Annotated in this window: 26 protein-coding genes and 1 other annotated feature; of the genes, 7 read left to right on the forward strand and 19 right to left on the reverse strand. The window is 41.1% G+C overall.

Annotated elements, in window-relative coordinates:
• Positions 1–57: 57 nt before the first annotated feature.
• The 7 genes from N780_RS13175 to N780_RS13205 all read right to left on the reverse strand — a co-directional run bounded on the left by N780_RS13175 (position 58) and on the right by N780_RS13205 (position 7,919).
• Positions 58–1,005 carry an ABC transporter ATP-binding protein gene (locus tag N780_RS13175; RefSeq protein ID WP_036784899.1) on the reverse strand — a complete coding sequence of 316 codons (948 nt, stop codon included), beginning with the start codon at positions 1,003–1,005 and terminating at the stop codon, positions 58–60.
• A complete protein-coding gene (locus N780_RS13180; RefSeq protein WP_036784902.1) occupies positions 1,005–2,048 on the reverse strand; it encodes an ABC transporter ATP-binding protein in 1,044 nt (347 codons plus the stop codon). Before N780_RS13180 ends, N780_RS13175 begins: the two co-directional genes overlap by 1 nt.
• A 19-nt stretch (positions 2,049–2,067) precedes the next feature.
• Positions 2,068–2,991, reverse strand: a complete 924-nt coding sequence (locus N780_RS13185) for an ABC transporter permease (RefSeq protein WP_036784904.1) — start codon at positions 2,989–2,991, stop codon at positions 2,068–2,070.
• Positions 2,992–2,994: 3 nt separating this feature from the next.
• A complete protein-coding gene (locus tag N780_RS13190) occupies positions 2,995–3,927 on the reverse strand; it encodes an ABC transporter permease (protein WP_036784907.1) in 933 nt (310 codons plus the stop codon).
• A gap of 97 nt (positions 3,928–4,024) precedes the next feature.
• On the reverse strand, positions 4,025–5,695 hold the full coding sequence (locus tag N780_RS13195) for a peptide ABC transporter substrate-binding protein (protein WP_036784911.1): 1,671 nt from the start codon (positions 5,693–5,695) through the stop codon (positions 4,025–4,027).
• Between the two features lie 161 nt (positions 5,696–5,856).
• The gene (locus tag N780_RS13200) at positions 5,857–6,333 is read right to left on the reverse strand and encodes an Lrp/AsnC family transcriptional regulator (RefSeq protein WP_438942507.1); all 477 of its coding nucleotides are present in this window, start codon (positions 6,331–6,333) and stop codon (positions 5,857–5,859) included.
• A 371-nt stretch (positions 6,334–6,704) separates the two neighbouring features.
• Positions 6,705–7,919: a putative glycoside hydrolase gene (locus N780_RS13205; RefSeq protein ID WP_036784916.1), complete on the reverse strand. Its 1,215-nt coding sequence runs from the start codon at positions 7,917–7,919 to the stop codon at positions 6,705–6,707.
• A 226-nt stretch (positions 7,920–8,145) separates the two neighbouring features.
• On the opposite strand from N780_RS13205, the gene N780_RS13210 reads away from it, so the two are divergent.
• Positions 8,146–8,490: a DUF3899 domain-containing protein gene (locus N780_RS13210; protein WP_036784918.1), complete on the forward strand. Its 345-nt coding sequence runs from the start codon at positions 8,146–8,148 to the stop codon at positions 8,488–8,490.
• Between the two features lie 49 nt (positions 8,491–8,539).
• Positions 8,540–8,754: a binding site (T-box leader), on the forward strand.
• 64 nt (positions 8,755–8,818) lie between these two features.
• Positions 8,819–9,820: a tryptophan--tRNA ligase gene (gene trpS, locus N780_RS13215; RefSeq protein ID WP_036785100.1), complete on the forward strand. Its 1,002-nt coding sequence runs from the start codon at positions 8,819–8,821 to the stop codon at positions 9,818–9,820.
• A 161-nt stretch (positions 9,821–9,981) separates the two neighbouring features.
• On the opposite strand, the gene N780_RS13220 is transcribed toward trpS, so the two are convergent.
• Both N780_RS13220 and N780_RS13225 read right to left on the reverse strand, forming a co-directional pair.
• The gene (locus N780_RS13220) at positions 9,982–10,734 is read right to left on the reverse strand and encodes a YjbA family protein (RefSeq protein WP_036784921.1); all 753 of its coding nucleotides are present in this window, start codon (positions 10,732–10,734) and stop codon (positions 9,982–9,984) included.
• Positions 10,735–10,819: 85 nt separating this feature from the next.
• Positions 10,820–11,029, reverse strand: a complete 210-nt coding sequence (locus tag N780_RS13225) for a YuzI family membrane protein (RefSeq protein WP_036784923.1) — start codon at positions 11,027–11,029, stop codon at positions 10,820–10,822.
• Between the two features lie 171 nt (positions 11,030–11,200).
• Between N780_RS13225 and N780_RS13230 the strand changes: the two genes are divergently transcribed.
• Complete coding sequence (locus N780_RS13230; RefSeq protein WP_036784925.1) at positions 11,201–12,250, forward strand: LCP family protein; 1,050 nt, start codon at positions 11,201–11,203, stop codon at positions 12,248–12,250.
• A 54-nt stretch (positions 12,251–12,304) separates the two neighbouring features.
• On the opposite strand, the gene fabF is transcribed toward N780_RS13230, so the two are convergent.
• On the reverse strand, positions 12,305–13,546 hold the full coding sequence (gene fabF, locus N780_RS13235; RefSeq protein WP_036784927.1) for a beta-ketoacyl-ACP synthase II: 1,242 nt from the start codon (positions 13,544–13,546) through the stop codon (positions 12,305–12,307).
• 18 nt (positions 13,547–13,564) lie between these two features.
• Positions 13,565–14,506, reverse strand: a complete 942-nt coding sequence (locus N780_RS13240; RefSeq protein WP_036784930.1) for a beta-ketoacyl-ACP synthase III — start codon at positions 14,504–14,506, stop codon at positions 13,565–13,567.
• A gap of 166 nt (positions 14,507–14,672) precedes the next feature.
• Between N780_RS13240 and N780_RS13245 the strand changes: the two genes are divergently transcribed.
• Positions 14,673–14,885, forward strand: coding sequence for a hypothetical protein (locus N780_RS13245; protein WP_036784933.1), 213 nt, complete (start codon positions 14,673–14,675; stop codon positions 14,883–14,885).
• A 65-nt stretch (positions 14,886–14,950) separates the two neighbouring features.
• Here N780_RS13245 and N780_RS13250 read toward each other — a convergent pair whose 3' ends face one another.
• The 3 genes from N780_RS13250 to N780_RS13260 form a co-directional block, all read right to left on the reverse strand.
• Positions 14,951–15,925, reverse strand: a complete 975-nt coding sequence (locus N780_RS13250; RefSeq protein WP_232299539.1) for a BMP family ABC transporter substrate-binding protein — start codon at positions 15,923–15,925, stop codon at positions 14,951–14,953.
• Between the two features lie 108 nt (positions 15,926–16,033).
• Positions 16,034–16,618 carry a hypothetical protein gene (locus N780_RS13255; protein ID WP_036784938.1) on the reverse strand — a complete coding sequence of 195 codons (585 nt, stop codon included), beginning with the start codon at positions 16,616–16,618 and terminating at the stop codon, positions 16,034–16,036.
• Between the two features lie 164 nt (positions 16,619–16,782).
• Entirely contained in the window at positions 16,783–17,526 is a 744-nt protein-coding gene (locus N780_RS13260; RefSeq protein ID WP_052115068.1) for an alpha/beta fold hydrolase, read from the reverse strand.
• 176 nt (positions 17,527–17,702) lie between these two features.
• On the opposite strand from N780_RS13260, the gene N780_RS19540 reads away from it, so the two are divergent.
• The gene (locus N780_RS19540; protein ID WP_084599585.1) at positions 17,703–17,879 is read left to right on the forward strand and encodes a YjzD family protein; all 177 of its coding nucleotides are present in this window, start codon (positions 17,703–17,705) and stop codon (positions 17,877–17,879) included.
• Between the two features lie 46 nt (positions 17,880–17,925).
• Here N780_RS19540 and N780_RS13265 read toward each other — a convergent pair whose 3' ends face one another.
• Together N780_RS13265 and N780_RS13270 are read right to left on the reverse strand one after the other, a co-directional pair.
• Positions 17,926–18,105, reverse strand: a complete 180-nt coding sequence (locus N780_RS13265) for a YjzC family protein (RefSeq protein WP_036784941.1) — start codon at positions 18,103–18,105, stop codon at positions 17,926–17,928.
• 62 nt (positions 18,106–18,167) lie between these two features.
• On the reverse strand, positions 18,168–18,539 hold the full coding sequence (locus N780_RS13270) for a hypothetical protein (RefSeq protein ID WP_232299540.1): 372 nt from the start codon (positions 18,537–18,539) through the stop codon (positions 18,168–18,170).
• Positions 18,540–18,632: 93 nt separating this feature from the next.
• Here N780_RS13270 and N780_RS13275 point away from each other — a divergent pair, with 93 nt between their 5' ends.
• The gene (locus N780_RS13275) at positions 18,633–19,457 is read left to right on the forward strand and encodes an undecaprenyl-diphosphate phosphatase (RefSeq protein WP_036784943.1); all 825 of its coding nucleotides are present in this window, start codon (positions 18,633–18,635) and stop codon (positions 19,455–19,457) included.
• A gap of 252 nt (positions 19,458–19,709) precedes the next feature.
• Here N780_RS13275 and N780_RS13280 read toward each other — a convergent pair whose 3' ends face one another.
• Positions 19,710–21,002: an FAD-dependent oxidoreductase gene (locus tag N780_RS13280; protein ID WP_036784946.1), complete on the reverse strand. Its 1,293-nt coding sequence runs from the start codon at positions 21,000–21,002 to the stop codon at positions 19,710–19,712.
• Between the two features lie 132 nt (positions 21,003–21,134).
• On the opposite strand from N780_RS13280, the gene N780_RS19900 reads away from it, so the two are divergent.
• Positions 21,135–21,278, forward strand: a complete 144-nt coding sequence (locus N780_RS19900; protein WP_156969177.1) for a lmo0937 family membrane protein — start codon at positions 21,135–21,137, stop codon at positions 21,276–21,278.
• Between the two features lie 152 nt (positions 21,279–21,430).
• Here the strand turns inward: N780_RS19900 and N780_RS13285 are convergent, their stop codons facing one another.
• Together N780_RS13285 and N780_RS13290 are read right to left on the reverse strand one after the other, a co-directional pair.
• Entirely contained in the window at positions 21,431–21,658 is a 228-nt protein-coding gene (locus N780_RS13285; protein ID WP_036784948.1) for a MoaD/ThiS family protein, read from the reverse strand.
• Between the two features lie 384 nt (positions 21,659–22,042).
• A complete protein-coding gene (locus N780_RS13290; RefSeq protein ID WP_036784950.1) occupies positions 22,043–22,354 on the reverse strand; it encodes a metal-sulfur cluster assembly factor in 312 nt (103 codons plus the stop codon).
• Positions 22,355–22,378: the final 24 nt, after the last annotated feature.

Here is a 22,378-nt window from a genome sequence, read left to right on the forward strand (position 1 = left end):
ATGTGCTAAGTTGGCAAAACAAAAAAAGCCCATCTATCTAAAAGATGAGCTTTACTATTATTGAGTTTGAAGTTGCTGTTGATAGGCTTCATATTCTTTCTTTGTACAAGAAACCCAGTGGCCTGGACTTACTTCACGCCATTCTGGTTCCTCCCCGTCCATCTCTCTTCGATGCTCTTCTACATCGTACGTAACACGCTTACGGTTACGTTCGTAATCTGGGTCAGGGTGAGGAATTGCAGACATTAATGATTTCGTGTAAGGGTGGAAAGCATTTCGGTATAAATCTTCACTGCTAGCTACTTCTACTAGCTTACCGAAATACATAACTCCAATTCGGTCACTAATGTATTTAACCATCGATAAATCGTGTGCGATAAATAAATACGTCAAGTTCTTTTCCTCTTGAAGTTCTTTCAACAAGTTTACAACCTGGGCTTGAATGGAAACGTCAAGTGCAGATATTGGCTCATCGGCAATGATAAAGTCAGGGTCTACGGCAAGAGCCCTGGCAATCCCAATACGCTGACGCTGTCCTCCAGAGAACTCGTGCGGATAACGGTTTGCGTGTTCACGGTTTAGACCGACCGTTTCAAGAAGTTCTACAACACGCTCTTTACGCTCTTTCTTATCCTTTGATAGTCCATGGATATCAATTCCTTCTGCAATGATATCAGACACGGTCATACGCGGGTTTAACGATGCATAAGGGTCCTGGAAAATCATCTGCATTTTACGGTTGAACTTCTTCAAGTCAGCTTTCGATTTCTTACCATGAACGTTCTCTCCGTCGAAGATGACTTCACCGTCTGTAGCATCATATAGGCGAATTATCGTTCTTCCAGTAGTTGACTTTCCACAACCAGATTCGCCTACAAGTCCAAATGTTTCACCGCGATAGATATGAAAGTTTAGGCCATCTACGGCTTTGACCTTATGATCTCCTCTACCGAAGTGTTGTTTTAGATTTTTTATGTCTACTAATACTTCTTGGTTATTGGCCATTAACGTTCACCAGCCTTTTCCTTAAAATGCTCAATACGCTTTTGCACAACAGCAGGTGGTTCCACTTTAGGTGCATCTTCGTGAAGAAGCCATGTTGCAGCATAGTGCGTATCACTTACTTTGAACATTGGGGGCTCCATTTCAAAGTCGACCTTCATTGCATAGCTGTTACGAGCAGCAAATGCATCTCCTTTAGGAGGGTTCGTCAAATCAGGTGGAGAACCAGGGATCGCTTGAAGCTCCCCTTCTTCAGCGTCTAAGCTTGGCATAGAAGCAAGCAGCCCCCATGTATAAGGGTGTTGAGGGTTGTAGAACACTTCATCAACAGAACCTGTTTCAACAATCTTCCCACCGTACATTACGGCTACACGATCGGCTACGTTTGCCACCACGCCAAGGTCGTGTGTAATGAAGATAATCGACGTATTCGTCTTCTTTTGGATATCTTTCAATAATTCTAATATTTGAGCTTGAATCGTTACATCAAGCGCTGTAGTTGGCTCATCCGCAATTAATAATTTTGGATCAGATGCTAAAGCTACAGCAATCATGGCACGCTGTCTCATACCACCTGAGAATTCATGCGGGTACTGATCAACACGTTGTTCAGGCTTTGGAATTCCAACAAGATCAAGAAGTTCAATCGCACGTTTTTTTGCATCAGTCTTCGCAATTTTACGGTGCTTAATCATGCTCTCCATAATCTGACGTCCAATTTTCATAGTTGGGTTTAGAGAAGTCATGGGATCTTGGAAGATCATTGCGATATCTTTACCGCGAACTTTCTCCATTTGCTTGTCAGACTTTTGTGCGAGATCTGTTCCTTCAAATAAAATTTCTCCACCTTTAATTTCTCCTGGTGGCATCGGAATAAGACGCATAATCGATTGAGTGGTTACACTTTTACCAGAACCGGACTCTCCTACGATTGCAAGTGTCTCACCTTTTTTCACGTGAAAGTTCACCCCGCGTACCGCTTGCACTTCTCCTGCGAACGTATTAAATGAAACTTTCAAATCGTTTACTTCTAGGATATTTTCCATAGATTATCTTTCACTCCTTCTACTTACGAAGTCGCGGATCTAGCGCATCACGCAAACCGTCTCCAATAACGTTAAATGCAAAAATCGTTAAACTGATAAACAATGCCGGGAAGAACAGGCGCCATGGGTAATATTGAAGTGCTGCTACACCATCACTTGCCATTGTTCCCCAACTTGCTAGTGGCTGAGGTACACCAAGACCAAGGTAGCTTAAGAACGCCTCCGTAAAGATTGCGTTTGGAACTGTAAGGGTCATGGTAATTAAAATCGGTCCCATTGTGTTTGGGATTAAGTGTTTCGCCATAATTCGGGATGTGTTTGCTCCTAGGGTCTGGGCTGCCATGACATATTCTTGACTCTTCAATTGGAGAACTTGTCCACGAACAATACGTGCCATGTTAATCCAACCAGTAATCGTCATAGCTGCAATCATCGTACCAAGACCTGGTTCAAATACAACCATTAGTAAAATAACCATTAGTAGGTAAGGGATTGCCCAAAGAATATCAGCAAAACGCATCATATACTCATCTGTACGTCCACCGATGTAACCACTAAGTCCGCCCCAGATTACACCAATAGCTAAGTCAATCAATGCTGCTGCTATACCAATGAATAAGGAGATTTGTGCACCGTTCCATATACGCGTAAACACATCACGTCCAAGTTCATCTGTTCCAAACCAGTGTTCACCAGATGGCGGCTGGTTGGCACTCATTAGATCGTTCTCATAATAATTGTAAGGGGTTAAATGTGGTCCAACGAGTGACATAATAGCCAAGATAACCAGAAGCACAACGCCGGTCATCGCTAATTTATTTTTCTTAAATCGCATCCAAACGTCTTTCCAAAATGAAATGCTTGGGCGCGATATCTTTTCAGAATCAGTAGTATTTCCACCAACTTGCTCAAAGAGTTCCTTTGGTATCTTTTGTTGTTGCATCGATTACTCTCCCTTCTTATCCGCTAACTTGATGCGCGGATCAATTAAGCTGTATGCAATATCGACAAGAAGGATGGATACTAGTAAAAGCACACTAAAGAATACAGTAACTCCCATAATAACGGAGTAGTCGCGGTTTGTAATACTAGTTACAAAGTGCATTCCAAGTCCCGGAATACCGAAGATCTTCTCAATTACGAAACTTCCTGTTAAGATCGCGGAGATTAATGGTCCCATGTAGGACACAACAGGCATCATGGCGTTTCGAATCGTGTGTCGCACTGTAATCTCAGTCGAATTTAATCCTTTCGATTTTGCAGTCTTAATGTAGTCGTTACCAATTACTTCTAACATACTTGATCGGGTTAACCGAGCGATAAATGCCATTGGAGTGGATGCAAGTGCAAGAGCAGGTAGGATCGTGTGGGCGAAAGACTCCCAACGAGCAACCGGTAATACACTCCACTTAATCGCTAAAACATACTGTAGGCCTGAAGCCATAATAAAGCTTGGTACAGAGATTCCTAATACCGCAATAATCATTGCTGTATAGTCTTGCCATTTGTTATGTCGCAATGCTGCAACAGCACCTAATAGAACACCTAAAGCTAGAGCTAGGAAAATGGCTTCCATACCCAGTGCAAATGATACTGGGAAGCCTTCACTAATTAAATCATTTACGGACTGTCCTTTATACTTCAAAGATGGACCGAAGTCCCATTTAACAACGGAAATAAGATAATCGACATACTGCATAAATAATGATTTATCCAGCCCGTAGTATGCCTCTAAGTTTGCTTGAATGGCTGGCGGTAATTCCTTCTCACCTGAAAATGGTGAACCAGGGGCTGCCCTCATAAGGAAGAATGTTACGGTAACAATTACCCATAGCGTAAGCACCATGTAAAGGAGCCGCTTGCCGATATACTTTAACACGTTGGATACACCTCCAAAATATTACATAAAACCTCTTATAAGAAGAGAAGGTATATGAGGGAGAACCCTCATATACCTTACAAATCTTTCAAAAAAATTACTCGAAGTGAGCCCATTTCAGCTGAACATCACCAAGACCAGACATAACTACATCTTTAAGGTTCTCGTCTTGAACCCATGCGTTTGTGTAGAAGTAAATCGGTGCAATTGGCATTTCATCCATTAGGATGCCTTCAGCTTCTTTAAGCATTTCTGTACGTTTCTCAGAATCCGTTTCTGTTTGAGACTCTTCTAGAAGAGAAGCGAATTCTTCACTGTGCCAGCGTGTATCGTTGTTACCGCCTTTTTCTTTGTAAAGCTCAAGGAAGTTGATTGGATCGTTAAAGTCACCTAACCAACCCATACGGCCAATCTGATAGTCACCCTGGTGAAGTTGGTCGATGTAAACTGCCCACTCAGAGTTGCTAAGTTCAACGTCAACACCTAAGTTCTCTTTCCACATGTCTTGAATCGCTTGTGCGATTTTAGCGTGAGATTCACTAGTGTTGAAAGAAAGTGTTACTGCAGGCATGTCTTCTACGCTGTCATAACCAAGCTCTTCAATACCTTTTTGAAGGTGTTCTTTAGCTTTTTCAATGTTTACAGCATCGAAGTAACCTTCTTCGTTATCAGAGAACATTGTTGGAGGTACAGCAGCCATCGCTGGAACCTGACCTGCTTTCGTGATGTTCTCTACAATACCTTGACGGTCAATAGAATAAGCGAATGCTTTACGGATGTTTACATTGTTAAATGGTTCTTTCTCAGTGTGGAACTTATACCAGTAAGTACCAGCAATTGGTTCAACGTTTAGGCTACCATCTTCTTTAAGAGATGGAATTGCTTCAGTTGGTAGAGAACCGAATGGAGAACCAGCCCAGTCAAACTCACCTTGTTTAAAGCTGTTTAGCTCTGTGTTGAAGTCGTTAATCATTGCAAATTCAATACGGTCTAACTTAACTGCTTCTTTGTCCCAATACTCTTCGTTTGGCTCAAGTGTAATTGAGTCATTGTGACTCCACTCTGTCATTTTGAAAGGTCCGTTTGATACATAGTTCTCACCAGCATCTGCGTACCATTCTTCATTTTCTTTAGCAATTTTGCTGTTTACAGGGAAGTAAGTATAGAAAGCAGTTAGCTCTAGGAAGTATGGAGTTGGGTTTTCAAGCTCAACCTCTAGAGTTTTCTCATCAACTGCTGTAACACCAACATCTTCTAGGTTACCTTCACCAGTGTTCGCTGCTTCAGCGTTCTTCACGTAGTAAAGCTGGTATGCATATTGAGAGTTATTATTTGGATCAAGAGCCCATTTCCAAGCATATTCGAAGTCCTGTGCTGTTACAGGGTCTCCGTTTGACCATTTCGCACCATCACGAATAGTGAATGTGTATTTTTTAAGGTCATCAGAAGTTTCGATTTCAGAAGCCATTGCTTCTTGTGGTTCACCTTCAGGTCCGATACGAGTTAAACCTTCAAATGTTTGAAGTAGTACAGCTGAAGAAGTCGCATCGTTTGCTAAACTTGGGTTAAGTGAGAATGGCTCACTCGCGATGTTTGCTTTAAATACTTGCTCTGCGGAGCTTTCGCCGCCGTTATCACTTGTTGATTCACCGTTATCACCGGAGTTGTCGCTTGTACCTTCTTCACCGCCGTCATCATCGCCACCACATGCAGCAAGGATCACTGAGAAGACAAGCAAGATACTAAACAATAATAGCTTTTTCTTCATAATTTTTCTCCCCCTATTGCGTTTTGAATTTCATTCCAGATTTTTCGATCCACTGGGCCGGATCCGCAGTTGAAGAACCACCTCCTTAAATTTCTACGTTTTCTCACATTCACAATCCCCCGATAATGGCAAAATTTCTGACAATTTGAATTGTAAGAAAATTAAATGTGTTCGTCTGCCAGGTCTATGTAAGAGAACGAATCCTTATAGTCTTTTAGTTCAAGAAACACGTCTGTGGCTTCAATTCCATCCACCTTTGATAAGTACAAATCCGTGAACTCTATTAACCTATCATTACTAGGAAAATAGGCTTGGATCATGATTTCGTACTTTCCAGCGAAGGCACCGACGAATCGCACCTCTTTGCAATCTGCTAATTCCATTGCAACTTTGTCTCTGTAACCAACCTTTGTCACGATCCCGATGATTGCTTGTACATGAAGACCAATCTTACTTGGATTAGTGTGGATTACAAATTCAAACACTCCACTTTCCATCATACGGTTAATCCGAAAGCGAACTTTCCCTTCACTAATCCCATATTGTTTAGCAATCTCCGTGTATGGTCTGCGGCCGTCAGCTTGCAATGATTGCAAAATTCGCAAATCTGTTTGGTCTAGTTTGAGCAATCCGATCATTCCCCTGCGATTTACGTAAGAAGTTAACAATTTCTTTACGATTTGTTAACAAATTTGACTGTTTTCATTATACACACATTTTTCTGATAGTTTCAACAGATTTTTTGATCCTTTCGCCTCTCTAAAAAATAATGTAAGCGCTACCAATGTCGTAAATTGTAGAAAATTGCGGTTTCGAAATTCGCAAAAAATTATGCGAATTAAGCATTATCCATCAGCTTTTTCATATACATGACAAGAAACCACAAGACTAAAATCGACTTATCACGTATATAGTCTAATTATGTGTCATATAAGAACGAAAAATATTTTTACTCATTATATAAAAAACAAAAAAGCGACCCAGCTATGAACTGGGTCGCTTCACCTTTTTAAGGTGTATAGTCTACATTCTCTGTATAGGAATTACCTGCGTTCCATAGAAGGAACTCTTTAATCCCGTTTTCATTTAAGGCTCTGATTTGTGCTTCTACTTCCGCTTTACCATATTGCTTGGTAGGACCGCTATATAACCATGGGGCTTCAAAGTCTTGAATCCAAGGACGTGAAGTTGGTGGGTCTTCAAGTTTGCCTAATACTTCATTTTCTACTTTTGCATATTCTGAAACTAACTTATATGGTTCTTTATCCGGGAACGAAATACCAAAGTAAGACGTCCAGTGCGACGGATAGATCATAGATGAGATGACATCAACATTTGATGCAATCTTAGAGAAGTTCTGACCAATTCCAGGAGCTTCTTTGATCGTAGCTGAGTATCCAAAGATATCAACAGAGACGTCGACATCATAACCACTCAATTCTTCACGAGCATATTCAACAAAGTCTGTAACAGCTGTTACACGCTTTTGAACATTGTCTCCTTCAATGTCAGCATAGTCTCCTTCATTATATGAAAGGATATCATCTCTTCGTTCAAATCCTTCCGGGAATCGTACATAGTCAAACTGTATTTCCTGAAAGCCCATCTCGGCTGCTTTCTTCGCAAGCTGAACGTTATAATCCCAAACTTCTTTCATGAATGGATTTACGAAAGATTCCCCTTTTCCGTTTTTCCACACCTGACCATTTTCTGTGAAGGACAAGTCAGGTCGCTTCTTAGCTAGCTTTGAATCTTTGAAAACAACAATACGTGCAATTGGATAAATCTCTTCTTCTTCTAATGTTTCTAAAAGTTTACGAGGATCATCAATGTAATTTGTGCCTACATCTTCATAAGGAGTTCCTTCTTCTGGCTGATACGTAATAATACCAGCATCCTCCTTAATATCGATCACCATACTGTTTAAATCAGTCGTTTGAATTAAGTTAACTAGCTTATCAAAACGAGCTCCTCCAGCACTTGGTCCTGTTACATAAATGCCGCGAACAGCATCTGGGTATGTAAAATCTAAGCCTGAATCATATACAAAACGTGGCAATCTTTCTGGTAATTCAAGTGTCTTCATGGTCATTTCTCGCTCGGTATGGAACTTTGCTTTTTGTCCGCTTTCCTCTTCGCCTTCAGCATGTGCCTTAGCAGCTGGAATAAAACTGAGCAGGAGAATACCAATGAGGAATAAAATCTTAAGTTGTTTGTTCTCCATCAACATCGACTCCTAAATGTGTAGTTATCTCTATTATAAAAGAGAACTTGCATCTTTTGGGAGCCTTTTTTAAATTTTTCCTTTTTTGTCATGGAACTTCCCTCCATTTCAGTAACAACAAAGAAAATTTTCCCATTTTTTTGAGTCATGAAACCTGATTATTTCAGATTCACGATTCTTTTTCTTTCTGCTATACTATGACTAACTTATGAAGAGGATGAACGGTATGCTTTCATTTATAAGAAACAAGTGGAATTTTTTAGCCCTTAATGTGTCACTTAGCTTTGTACTATGGCTATTCTTTTCCCCTTTACAAGACCTTTTTCATTACATTAATGTATTGTTCTATCTTTCTTTTATTTACATTTTAGTTGCAACCATTCTTATTGTGGTTCGTGGCCGGTTATTAGATGGTATTCTCAAAAGAAACAAGGAAGTGAATCATTCTACAAACAACGCTTCAACACCATCCATTACCTCGGCCACGTTTATCCGCTCCTTCTTATTCCAAGGAGCTATCTTAGGTCTTGCAATGGCTATTACCTTAGCTGTTTATTACCAACTTTCATGAAGAAGCTTGCATTTCGTACGATTTTTAACTATAATTCTTACACAATGTATATGAAGCGATGAGAAAGAGAGTACGATTCTCCCTCTGCATACAGAGAGTCTGTAACGGTGAGAGCAGACAGCACGTTGAATCGGAAGTGGACTTTCGAGCTGTGTTTCAGAACCCTAGTATGAAACACCGTAGCCTTGGCGATAACAGGTTAAGAGATCTTAAAGAATATCTTTAAGATAATTAGGGTGGCACCACGGTTCATTCGTCCCTACGTGATTAGACGTAGACGAATGAACCTTTTTTTATTGTCAGAAAAAATTAGATGAGGTGAACAATGATGAAAACAATCTTTTCAGGAATTCAGCCTAGCGGCACACTTACTATCGGAAACTACCTGGGTGCTTTAAAACACTTCCCAGAGCTTCAGGAAGAAAATAACGCATACTTTTGTATCGTCGATGAACATGCGATTACAGTCCCACAGGATCGCTTAAAACTACGCGAAAACATCCGGTCCCTTGCAGCGCTATACATTGCAGTCGGCATTGACCCGGAGAAGTCTACCTTATTTATCCAATCTGAAGTACCTGCACACACTCAGCTAGGGTGGATGTTGCAGTGCGTTGCTTACATTGGTGAGCTTGAGCGTATGACTCAATTTAAAGACAAATCTCAGAAGGCAAGCCGTGAAGGGGTATCAGCCGGTCTTCTTACGTACCCACCACTTATGGCTTCAGACATCTTGCTATATGGAACAGATATCGTCCCTGTCGGAGAAGACCAAAAACAACACCTTGAGCTAACACGAAACCTAGCTCAGCGTTTTAACAATAAATACAACGATATCTTTACGGTTCCTGAAGTCAGCATTTCAGAAGTGGGCGCTCGCATTATGTCTCTTCAAGACCCAACGAAGAAAATGAGTAAATCCGATGAAAACACAAAAGGGTTTATCTCTATGCTTGATACAGAGAAACAAATGGAAAAGAAAATTAAAAGTGCTGTCACAGACTCAGAGGGTATCGTTAAATACGACAAAGAGAACAAACCTGGTATCTCAAACCTTCTAACCATCTACTCAAGCTTCAGCGGCGAAAGTATTGAGTCTCTAGAAGCTAAATATGAAGGAAAAGGCTACGGCGACTTCAAACAAGGCTGCGCAAATGCCGTAATCGAAGGCATGCGCCCGATCCAAGCTCGTTATTATGAACTCATTGAATCAGATGAATTAGATGAAATCTTAGACCACGGCGCTGACAAGGCTAATTACGAAGCATCTAAGATGATTCGTAAGGCAAAGAAAGCTATGGGATTAGGCAGAGTTAAAAAGAAAAAATAAGATATAAGAGAGGGCTCAGCTTGATGGGCTCTCTTTTTTTATGCTGCCATGATTGATGAACGTGATGGAACTCTTTCTGGCCGTGCCCCTACTCTTTCTGGACGTCTTATCCACATCTACAAAAAAGTATCCGTTCCTACTAGTAGGAACGAATACTTTAATTAGACGCCTTTATTCACTTCTTGGTTCTGTTCTAGCTCCCATAACTTTTCAAAGAATGGTTGTCCCTTTACAAGCTTACGGCAAAGGTCTTCATGATTCTTCGACCATCCTTCACTTAACCCGTTATAGAGAAGCTGCCAAGTTTGATCAAAACTCAGGTTATGCATGACCCCGTACTGACCTGGGTCCCATTCTGTTAACCAGTACCGAACTTCTGATAAATTCTGTGTCGTTTGTAGTTGATCCAGTGCCATCATTAACAATTGCTTTAATTGACGCTCTTTCCGAGTTAGCCCAACCATTGTGACTGGATGCGGGGAAAGAATGTGATACTCTTTATCGTCATTACAAGCGAAGTTATAAGTTTCTGGCTTTTGCTGATCAATCATATCATAGACTAAGCGTTCTTGGCGTGGAATCAGTCGACTCTTACGAACTGGCAAGTTATACCCCATCGTATCAACAGCTAGTACTGATGAACCGTCTGTCACCACGAAGGCATATTCTACGGAAATTCGTTCTTGGTTTTTGCGTAGGTACGCTCGTTTATATACCGCGTCTAGTAAGTCTTTAGGTAGGTCTTGGAGGTCGTTTTCTACGTAGTGGTATAGTGCTTGATGTACATACAGCAAAGGTACCTGGTCCAAGAGCTCGATTCCGTCTTCTTTACGCCATTCATGAAATGGACAAACGTTATACCCATTCTCTTCACCTTCAAACCAATTGACCCATACATCGTGTAGATATAGCATACGAAACCCTCACTTTATTAACGTTTTCTTCTGTAGAAATCAGTATGAACCAAGCACCACCGTTTTATTCGAAAAACCCCAACATTTAACAAGAATCTTGAGGGAACAGGTAAACGGCAATCGTGATGAAGAGAATGCCAAAGGGTAAAAGATAACATTCAGGTCGCTCTTTAATGAAGATTAAATAGTCCATCCAACTAAATCCTGCGGGTAAAAAATTCAAATATGCAATGATGGTCACACCACCAGATACAGCAAAGCCAAAGCCAACTAAAAACAAAAATAACGGTACCATCTCATCGCCTCCACAGCCCGTCCCCATCATTTTCTACTATGTATATGCACCCACCTACCCCCTCATACCAGCTTGTCCTGTCGAATATTGTGGCATAAAATACACTCTTTACTTCACATTAAAGAAAGAGTACATTTATAAATAAGTGGTTTTTGGAGAGGAGGTACGAGGATGGCAGAAACTCGTCGAATTATTAGAAGACGTAGAAAGAGAAAACGCAAAAGAAGAATTCTGTCTTCCATCGTTGTTATACTTTTCTTAAGTATGGTTGCCTACACAACATCTCAGTACATTGCAGGGCAAGATCTTGGCAGTGAAGCTGGAGGTGGGTTCGATAAAGATAAAACTGAAAAAACGAAAGAAGAATTCGAAGAACGTGATCAACCCGAAAACAGCGAAGAAAAACAAGAAGATGAAAAAGTAAATGTTCTCCTTGTTGGAAGTGATTCAAGAGGAGAAGGGGATACTGCTCGTACCGATACGATTATGGTCGCCCAATATGATACCGAAAAAGGGACAATGAAACTTGCTTCCATTATGCGTGACCTCTGGGTCGACATACCAGGCATAGGGTATAACCGCATCAATGCCTCTTATTCAGAGGGCGGGATTGCCTTACTAACCGAAACAATCGAAAAAAACTTCGGGTTACACATAGACGACTATGCTGTTGTCAATTTCGATGGTTTTAAAGAGGTCGTAGACATTGTAGCGCCAGATGGGGTTGAAATTGATGTCGAGAAACGGTTGTATTATCAAGATAACGCTGGCACAGTCAGCATTAATATCCCGCCAGGTGTACAGAAGTTAAATGGGGAAGAATTATTGGGCTATGCTCGCTTCCGAAATGATGCCAAAGGTGACTTCAACCGAGTATTACGTCAACAGAAAGTGATCTCGGCACTGAAAGAAGAGCTTGTATCCATGACAAGTGTGACAAAGCTTCCTAAAACAGTAGGTGCCCTCACACAATATGTCAATACGAGCATGTCCACAAACGAAATGGTTCTTAATTACGGACGTAAGTTCTTGCTTGATACACCTCAAAACATTGAAACAATCAGGATTCCAGCTGAATGGCATCCCATGACAACACAAGCTGGTGCTGAAGTATTAGGACACGACGAAAAACAGACGCGTGAGACTGTTCAGGAGTTCTTTAATAGTGAACAAGACTCCTCACAAACAGCTGAAAAGAATAATAACGAAGAACCATCTTAATGGTTCAGGCATACAAAAAGCCTGTCTCTCACAATAGAGAGACAGGCTTTTATATTAGTCTTGGAATTGTTTAAAGATTAGTGTAGCGTTATGGCCACCAAAACCTAGAGAGTTACTCACTACCGTATTCACATCACTCTTACGTGATTCGTTCGGCACGATATCAAGATCACAATCTGGATCTTCATTCTCATAGTTCGTTGTTGGAGGCAAGATATTATTCAAAATACTCTTGATCGAAATAACCGCTTCAATAGCTCCTGCTGCTCCAAGCAGGTGACCGGTCATGGATTTGGTAGAACTCATTGCTAGCTTGTACGCATGATCTCCAAATACATTTTTAACCGCTTCTGTTTCGAACTTATCATTTAGAGCTGTGCCTGTACCGTGAGCGTTAACATAATCAACAGCATCCGGAGTTAGACCGGCATCTTCTAACGCCTGGTTCATTGCGCGAGTAGCGCCTTCTCCATTCGGAGCAGGTGCTGTGATATGGTGTGCATCTCCTGTAGAGCCATACCCCACGATTTCTGCATAGATCTTCGCTCCACGTTTCTTCGCTGATTCTAATGTTTCCATCACTAGTATGCCAGAACCTTCACCCATCACAAAGCCAGAACGTTCTTTATCAAATGGGCGGCTTGCTTTGTTCGGGTCTTCAACTGGAGATAATGCTTTCATTGAAGAGAATCCTGCGAATGACATTGGAGTAAGTGGTGCTTCTGCGCCACCTGCGATCATGTAGTCAGCATCTCCGCGTTGGATCACTTTAAATGCATCACCAATTGAGTTAGCACCAGATGCACAAGCTGTTACTGTACAAGAGTTAATTCCTTTCGCTCCAGTAGCAATGGAAACCTGGCCAGCTGCCATATCTGGAATTAACATAGGAACGAAGAATGGACTCACGCGACGCGCGCCCTTGTCCATATACTTACGGAACTGTTCATCATAAGTGGTCATACCACCAATACCTGAACCGATCCATACACCTGTACGATGAGCGATCTCTTCGTTAATATCTAAGCCAGCATCTTTCACCGCCATAAGAGAAGCAGCTAACGCATACTGCGTGAACGGGTCCATCCGCTTCGCTTCTTTCTTGTCAAAGTAATTTCCAGGTTCGAAATCTTTAAGTTCTCCTGCTACATTTGCGCTAAATTCGCTAGCGTCTACCTTTGTAATCGGTGCGATACCCGAATTTCCTTCGACAATGTTATTCCACATCGTTTCTACATCATTTCCTACAGGCGAGACGACTCCCATGCCTGTAATGACAACTCGTCTTGAATCCATAAACATGTCCTCCTTGAATTAAACTCCGTATCTTAGTGCAACAGCGCCCCATGTTAGGCCGCCACCAAATCCGACAAGTACAACTACATCATTATCTTTTATTTTACCGTTTTTTATGTTCTCTGATAAGGCAATTGGGATAGAAGCTGAGGAAGTATTTCCGTAACGCTTTACCGACGTTGCCATCTTCTCTTCAGGAATCTCAAGTCGTTGACGGGCTGCTTCCATTATACGAATGTTCGCTTGGTGAGGAACTAGAAAATCGACGTCCTCTTTCGTAAGTCCCGCTTTTTCAAGAACTTTAATGGAAGATTCAGGCATTTGGCGAACCGCAAATTTGAATACTTCTCTTCCATTCATATTAAGGAATTCACCAGGATTTTGGTAAAGATAAGAAGCACCAGAACCATCTGAACCCAATTCAAATGAAAGAACACCTTTGCCTTCACTTACCGGTCCCATAACAGCTGCTCCTGCTCCATCACCGAATAGAACACATGTATTACGATCTTCCCAGTCCGTAATCTTTGATAGCTTCTCAGCACCAACAATAAGAATATTTTTATAAGCACCTGTTTGAATAAACTGTTGCGCGCTAATCATGCCATACATAAATCCAGCACATGCTGCAGCCAAGTCCATGGAAGCTGCGTTTTTAGCACCCAAACGATGCTGCAGTCGATTTCCTACCGATGGGAATAATGTCTCCCCTGTTACGGTAGCTATAAGAATCAAATCCAGATCCTCCGCTTTTATATTGGCATCTTCTAATGCGTTCACAGCAGCTTCGTACGCAAGATCTGATGTATCCATCTCATCTGAAGCGATGCGACGCTCTTCAATACCAGTACGAGTGCGAATCCATTCGTCATTGGTCTCGACGATTTTTTCCATATCAGCGTTAGTTAGAACGCGTTCAGGGACATAGTGTCCGATCCCTAAAATACCTGCACTCTTCATATATTCATCCCCTTAAAGGTAGTAATAATATCTATTCTTATGACTTGGTACTAATAATAAGACATCTCAAGTGTACATGCAAGCACAACACGTCGTCACATTTAGACAGAAGCCCTCCCAAAACAACCCTCAATCCCATATGGTAGGAATAGGAGGTGATTGACCTATGACGAAGAGAACTTCACATGAACAAAGGGACTTCGAGGCATTTATGTTTGGAAGGCAACCCCAGCCAAAGCAAAAAGAAGAAACTACTGAAGAGAAGAAAACAGACACATCGTTTGACTTCGTTGATACTACCGAAACCCTTATGCAAACCTATCGACAGCTTTCACCATATATCAAGGAACTATCCGCCTTATTTAAAAAAACAAAATAATGACCATAAAAAAAGCTATCTACATGAGAGGGCTATTGTCTAGCCCCCTTTGAATGATAGCTTTTTTAAGATTCATCTGGATTTTTCACTTCATTTGGCAATCGCCCTGTTTCCTTATACTCTTCTACAGCAGATGTAATAAGGCTCTTAATGTCCTCAGGGACCTGATCCCCAAACTCACCAAGTGTTATAACGTTATCTTGAAAGTCAAAGTTTAGAATACCTTCTGGTAAATCCCCTTTATTATATCTCTCAGCAGCTAATACGTATAACTTGTCCACATGTTGCACTGTGCTTGTAAGAACAGTGGAAGTTCCTATATTAGATTGGTCTGAAACATACCCAATAGCATTTACACTATTCGATTTGGCCTCTTCAATAATGGGAACACTAAACCCATCACCAGCCGGATAGAACACGTCCACTCCCATCCGCTGCATCCGTTCATAATAGTAGAGGGCTCGATCTGTATCATTCCAGCTATTCACATACTGAATATTTACTTCAGCTTCCGGATTCACATAATTAACGCCCTCATAAAACCCTTCTATTTCAGGCTGCCATTCAAACGCAGCTATAATACCAACTTGGTTTGATTCAGTCACCTTAGCAGACAACATTCCACCAAAGAACCCCATTGCGTGAGCATCGAAGTTTAAACTCGTCATGTTCTTTCCCTTTACGCTTCCATTAAAATAAACAAAGCGAATATCCGGATACTCTTGACGCAATTCTTGAAAATATTGCCCGTAACGACTCCCATGTCCAAATATCAAATTAACCCCTTTGTCGGCAAACTCTTCAATGGCTTGCTGGGTTTCTAATTGGGACTGTACACTTTCTTTAAAGTAAACGTCTACATTTAGCTCTTCCTTGATCTCCAAAAGCCCTTCATAACCCTTCTGCCCCCAGGCTTGGTCGTGAACTGTACTTTCAACTAGCATACCTACTTTTTGGACCTTTCCCTGCCCAAATGTTTTGGTACAACCAGTTAGTGCAAGGACAAGGATACCCATATAGACTAACCACCGTAACTTCACATCGAGCACCCCATTTACATCTTCTTACCATTCCATTATATAGTTAGTGATATTGTACCTTTAATCCTTTAATACGTAAACGACCAGGGCTCATTGTTCATTAAAACTCTATAATTTATAATAAATCGAAAACTTCTCTTCATGGTCCATTACTTTCTTCCATCCTTCTTGTACATCCATGCTTTCTTTTACATACCACGTATCTTGGTGGTGTCCCTTTGATCCACCTGATGAAGGTTTGACCTCAATCCAGTTTCCCTCTACTTTTTGTTCGATGATGTCTTGAATGGCACTCACAAAATCATCAATATAAAGAGCCTCTTCAGAAGTGGGTTTAATGAGTTCAGTCATCCAAGGCCCATACACTTCAGAGGCATAAATCACCGAACTTTTTTCTGTGTCATCATCTCTTGTTTTAATTGTCCACTCATCCTTTATAGAGAGATTAGGATCTTCCCCTGTAACCCTCTCCTCTATATGAATAAGAATAACTTCCTCATCCGTCTTTTTCTTTACTTCGTGTATAGAGTCAACTAAATGGAAGGAAGCATTTCTTCCAACATACAGCGATAGCCAATCTTTTTGTTCATTCCATTCCTTGTCGATCCCTATTACAGTATGACCGGCGTTAAGAAATGCTTCGGTTAAATGAAAACCAATCCACTCAAAACATCCTGAAATGATATATGTCATTTGTCATCGCCTCCTCTCCTACAGTTTATGAAGAGGTTGGGTGTTCATATGACTTTCTAACAGTCAGGTATGAAAGTTTGGAGTGGTTTGACTCATAATTTCCAAACACCCGTTACCTTAAGTGCCATTAAAAAAGGCTGTAGATTTATTAATCAGATTAATGGTTATATGGGTTCGGATACACTTTTTTCATAGCTGTTCATAAATTGAATGACCTTTGAGTTAATTCTTGGAAAAATAGGCTGAATAACAAGCTTTAATTCTATGTGATGTTGGTGAGCTTGCTGCTTTTCCTCTAAGCGCCTTGAATGCTCATGAACTGTATAATGAGGATTGGCCATATCATGAAACAGAAGTATAGGCGATTCGGCCTTAGGTAAACGACCTGTAATGACTTGGTCTAAATCATCCTCTTTGCACTTGTATGCGTTAGAGATCTCTCTTGTTAATCGTTTAAAATATAACTGATTTGTGCGTTCTTGAGCATATAAGCCCTTCATGTCAACACACGGGGTCAGCAGAACGAACGACCTTATTGGAACTTCGTATTGCTCATGCCAGCGTAGCGCAGCCAGAGCTCCCATTCCTTCTGCTATAACATGAATATAGGGGTTTAAAATCTCTTGGCGAATGACATATTGATAAACCCGGTTTAATAAGTTAACCGCCGGCTCACTTCCCCAATGATTCCCGTAAATTCTACTTGTATATAAGGTGTATCCTTTATCTAGTAACGCTTGTAACAGCGTTGCTCTCCCTCTATGCTCCCCCCAAAAAGAACGATCTTCCTCCACGTAATGTCCCGCATCCCCTAAATACAGTATTAGATATCCATTAGGCTGATCTGGTATATGCAGTAAACAATTTTCTCGATCTAATTGGAAAGAACGCGTCATTGCATTTTGCATGTGTTCTCATCCTTTATTTCAGGGTCATATCCACTATAATGTATGTAGTAGCATTGATTTTGTATAGTTAGATGCCTTCATTTTACAAGTTCTTTCAGGAAGATTGCGTTTTATATTTATTTTATTGTAAACGTTTGATAAACTAAGATCAGAATGTCAAAGTTGAGGTGAAGAACATGCGTTTAATTTGGTCTATTTTCTGGGCGTTCTTACTGAGTTGCATGATTGTATACGTTGTAAACAGTATGGACGGACTAGCTTTTAACATGACTCAAGCCGTTGTCCTTACAATCGTATTCACCGTCGCTGTTGTTTTATTAGGTGAAGGTGCTTTAGCAGAAGATAAGGAATAAAAAAATCCTCCTTCCAAGTTAAGGAAGGGGGATTTTCACGTCTATTTTACGGTTTACGTTTAGGAGACCAGACGCGGTCCTGGTTTGAATTGGACGGAAACTTATCGCCAGCATTCAAACGGATTTGTTTAGGTTCTTTTACCATACTGCCTGTTTCTCCAATTTCTACATAGATTCCATTGTTCGGTGCTTTGTCACCGTGTTTAAATTGATGTCTTTGTCCCATGTGCTTAACTCCTTTACACGAGTGATAAGGATAGTTTGGCACAGACAGATGGTTTTATACATCTAATACCACGGCAATGCACTGATTGCAACAAGAGCTGCAAGAGGGAGAATAAGGCGACGAAATCTCGGAGGTGGCGTGTAACCATACCCATATGGTGCACCAGTTCCATACCCACCTGCATATGGAGGACCATACCCATACTGTCGCTGATTAGGTTCTGATAATTGTTGTGGAGATCCATCTTCTAAGGTGTCAATCTCTGACAACGGGACAGCTAAATAAACGTAATCTCCATCAACACCTGTCACAATTCCATCAATATTCTGGCCATCGACTAACTCTGCTAAGACATATTGATTCATATGTTGATTACATAGCGAATACATATGGTGATAATTCGTGGATGGATTCTTTTTGCTTCGCTTCTTCACCCGGGCCACCTCCTCTTTATTAGGTAGGATATTCACCCACATAAAAAGTGTGAAGAGCGAGAATAGATTTATGTATTTCCTTTAGGGAGGATTATGAACATGCTCGATCAATTATGGACACTTATTCAATACTTATTTTTAGGGATTTTCCAAGGGTTCACAGAACCCATTCCGATTTCATCAAGTGGCCACCTTATTATGGTCAAAGATTTATTTAATATTGTAGGACAAGGCTTAACGTTTGAAGTACTTGTTAACTTCGGCTCTCTTCTTGCAGTCTTTATCGTTTACAGAAACGATTTAGCTCGGTTAATTGTAAGCGGATTTGGATTTTTGTTTCAAAAGAAACGAGATGACGCAACCACACGTGATTTTCGTTTTATCATTTACTTAATAATCGGGACCATTCCTGCTGGTGTTATTGGTGTCTTATATGGAGATGCAATTGAAGGTACATTTGGAGAAAGTGCTAGCATGGTCGGGATTACACTAATCGTGACTGGTATAGCTCTTTGGATCATTCGTAACTTGAGTGGTAGTCGTGGTGATGGGGATATGACCATTAAAGATGCGCTCATTATTGGGCTAGCTCAGTCTGTTGCATTAATTCCAGGGATTAGCCGCTCTGGAGCAACGGTTGTCGCTGCTATGCTTCTCGGATTAAAGCAAACAACAGCGCTTCGCTTCTCCTTTTTACTTTATGTACCCGTAAGTCTAGGAACGGTTATTCTAAAAGGAGGAGAAATAATGGATACAGCGTCTGAGCTGTATATCCCATATGCCCTCGCTTTCTTAGGTTCTATTGTAGCGTCTTACTTTGCGCTGAAATGGTTCATTAACGTTATGAAGAACAACAATCTTAAATACTTTGCGTTCTATTGTTTCATTGTGGGAGCGCTAGCGATTTTATTCTTATAAGAGAGAGTAAAGCAATTCCGTTTCTATGGAGTACAACTGAAGTTGCCTCCTTTAACGGGATTGCTTTTTTCTATCCTAATTAATAAAAAGAGTTGACGCTTGTCGACTTTAAATATATACTGAAAATAATTCTCATTGATAATGATTATCATTGTCCGTTACCCCCCTAACGGAATCCAATGACCCCAAGAAAAAGAGACCGTCTCCTATTCGAGACGGTCTCTTTTACATTCGTTATACTTCAACCAACCTCTATACCTCATCCGCAATGGTTCGTATAATATGAGCGGCCATTTCATTCTGAGAAGGATGAGTCGCAAATAGTGATTGTAAATTGCTTACCGACTGCTTCAGCTTGATGGGAATGGCTAGCATAGAAATAATACCTTTAGCTCCTTCTCCAATTGCAGAAGCTCCAAATAGGATTCCTTGCTCATTGTAAATGACTTTGATCCAACCTTCGTTCCCCTTTTCAATCATATGGACATAATTCCGACTTTTTATGGAAAAGGTCCGAGCCTTTAGTTTAGAGCTTCCAGGCTTTGTTATTCCAATACTCGCTACTTCAGGCCATTGATGAAAAGACAGGGGTAAGTCTTCCAATAATAGAGGTGCTTCTTGTTTTCCATCCATATGTAATACAGCCTGCCTCGCTTTAGCTTGCGCATAGACAGCCGCTACACTTAGATCCGCATCCCCGACAACATAGATATGACTTTGATTGGATTGGCCAGTAGATGCATCTATTGAATTCTCATCCACCTCCGCATTCACTAATGTCAATCGATCTAAATTAGAGAGGAATGATGGGACGATAAATGCGCATTGGGCTTCCACATGAGAGCCATCCTCTCTTGAAATGTGCAAACGTCCTCTCTCTTCTTTCATGCTTGTTGCAACAGGCCCTCTAAAAATACGCACGCCTCTTTTTTGATAATGACTCAATAAGGAATCAGAAAGATCCTCATCAAAAATTCTCGCACCTGGTCCATCTTCTGGTACGATCCAATTTACTTTAACGTGCGCCAAACTAAACAAATTAACAGCTTCAAAACCAATCGGTCCATCGCCAATCACGACAATAGACTCTGGCCATGACTTTAATTGGTGCAACGAATGAAATGACAGCACTTTCTCCCCATATGGATGAAGGGATTGAGGAAAAGCTGGCCGAGACCCAACAGCTAAAATGAAATAATCTCCTTCGATGGTGTCAGTCTTTTCCCCGTTCTCTATATTAATTTTATTGGGAGAAAGGAAGGTCACATTCCCTAACTTCGTCCGAACACCTGAATGCTGTAAGAGATCGATTTGCTCCGACATCCACTTCGTATGTACAGACTGCGCGTAAACATTTAACTCTTGAGGCGTAATGTCTCCATTCTTTCCTAATACGGATTGCCACACAGCTGTATCGTTCATTTTCCACGCACCAGCTGGCTGTTCTGATACAAGATAAACTTCCTCAAAACGAGAACTCGCGGTAAGGGCCGCTTCGATTCCAGCTGGACCTCCGCCAATGACGATGACTCGCCCCTTCTTCATAAAACCTCCTCCTTCTTCTTTACTCTTCATGATACGAAAGGCATTTGCACCTTACAACCCAAGAGAATATGAGGGGAAGCGTTTGAAAGTAAAGATTTCAGGGCAAATTACAATCATAAGGAGGGATGACACATGCTCTGGACGATCTTAGTAATCTTGCTGATCCTTTGGTTATTTGGTTTCTTATTCGAAATCGCAGGCGGTATCATTCATATTCTGTTAGTTGTCGCTCTGGTCGTACTAATCTATAGATTGATTAAAGGGCGAAAACCTTAATATTGCACCATAACTAAAATACACAACGAGGGTGAACTCCATTATGGGTTCACCCTTTTTATGTATATGGGTCCGTTACGTTCGACTTTGATTGCTCTTACTTTATCAGTAAAAAAGTCTCCCTCTAAAACTAGAGGGAGACTCCTTCATCCTTACGATTGTGGTGGGATGAATGCGACCGTGTCGCCGTCGCTAAGTTGTGTATCCATGTCTTTGTATTCATCGTTTACAGTTACTTGTGCGTGATCTAGATCAAGCACGTTGTAGTTTTCTTTTAATGTGGATTTTACGTGAGACACTGTTTGGCCCCCTGCTTCAATCTCTACACTTTCACGACCTGCCGCTTCTTGGAATTGAGCGAATAGTAATACTTTTACCATAATGAGTCCTCCTTAAAAGGGAGATTGATTCTCCACTAATTTTTATTGAATGGCTTTAATTGTGTATTTTCCCATCACCTTTAAGTGAAAGGTTAACTTACAATTCTATGTACCACTTTGTACCAACCCGTAAACCATCAAAAGCGCAAGCGCCCGATTAGCAACGTATAGACTGGACTGAACCGCAGTGAGATCAAGGAATCACAATGAGCCACAGGCGAATTGATGATGACTGATCGACCGGAGGTGAGGGAAGTCTACTAGTTGCTGGGCGCTGGAGCTAGACGTATCAAAAGCGCAAGCGCCCGATTAGCAACGTATAGACTGGACTGAGCCACAAAAAAAGAACCCTCTGCTAGCAAGCAAAAGGTTCTTTTGATTAAATCAATCTGGAATGCCTAGCGCGATTTTCGCGTAGCGGGACATTTTATCCTTTGTCCACGGTGGACTCCATACAATATTAACGTTTACGTCTTTAAGTTCTGGAAGATCTGCTAATACGCGTTTCACGTCAGCTTCGATTGTTCCAGCAAGCGGGCACCCCATAGCCGTTAGTGTCATCGTAACTTGTCCAACGCCTTCATCGTCAATATCAACGCCATATATCAAGCCAAGGTTGACAATATCAATGCCAAGCTCGGGGTCAATTACATTCTCAAGTGCACCCATCATGTTATCGTGCAAAGTCTGATCCATGAATACTCGTTCCCCTTTCATCTA

Source organism: Pontibacillus chungwhensis BH030062, from assembly GCF_000770675.1.
Classification (GTDB): Bacteria; Bacillota; Bacilli; order Bacillales; family BH030062; genus Pontibacillus; species Pontibacillus chungwhensis.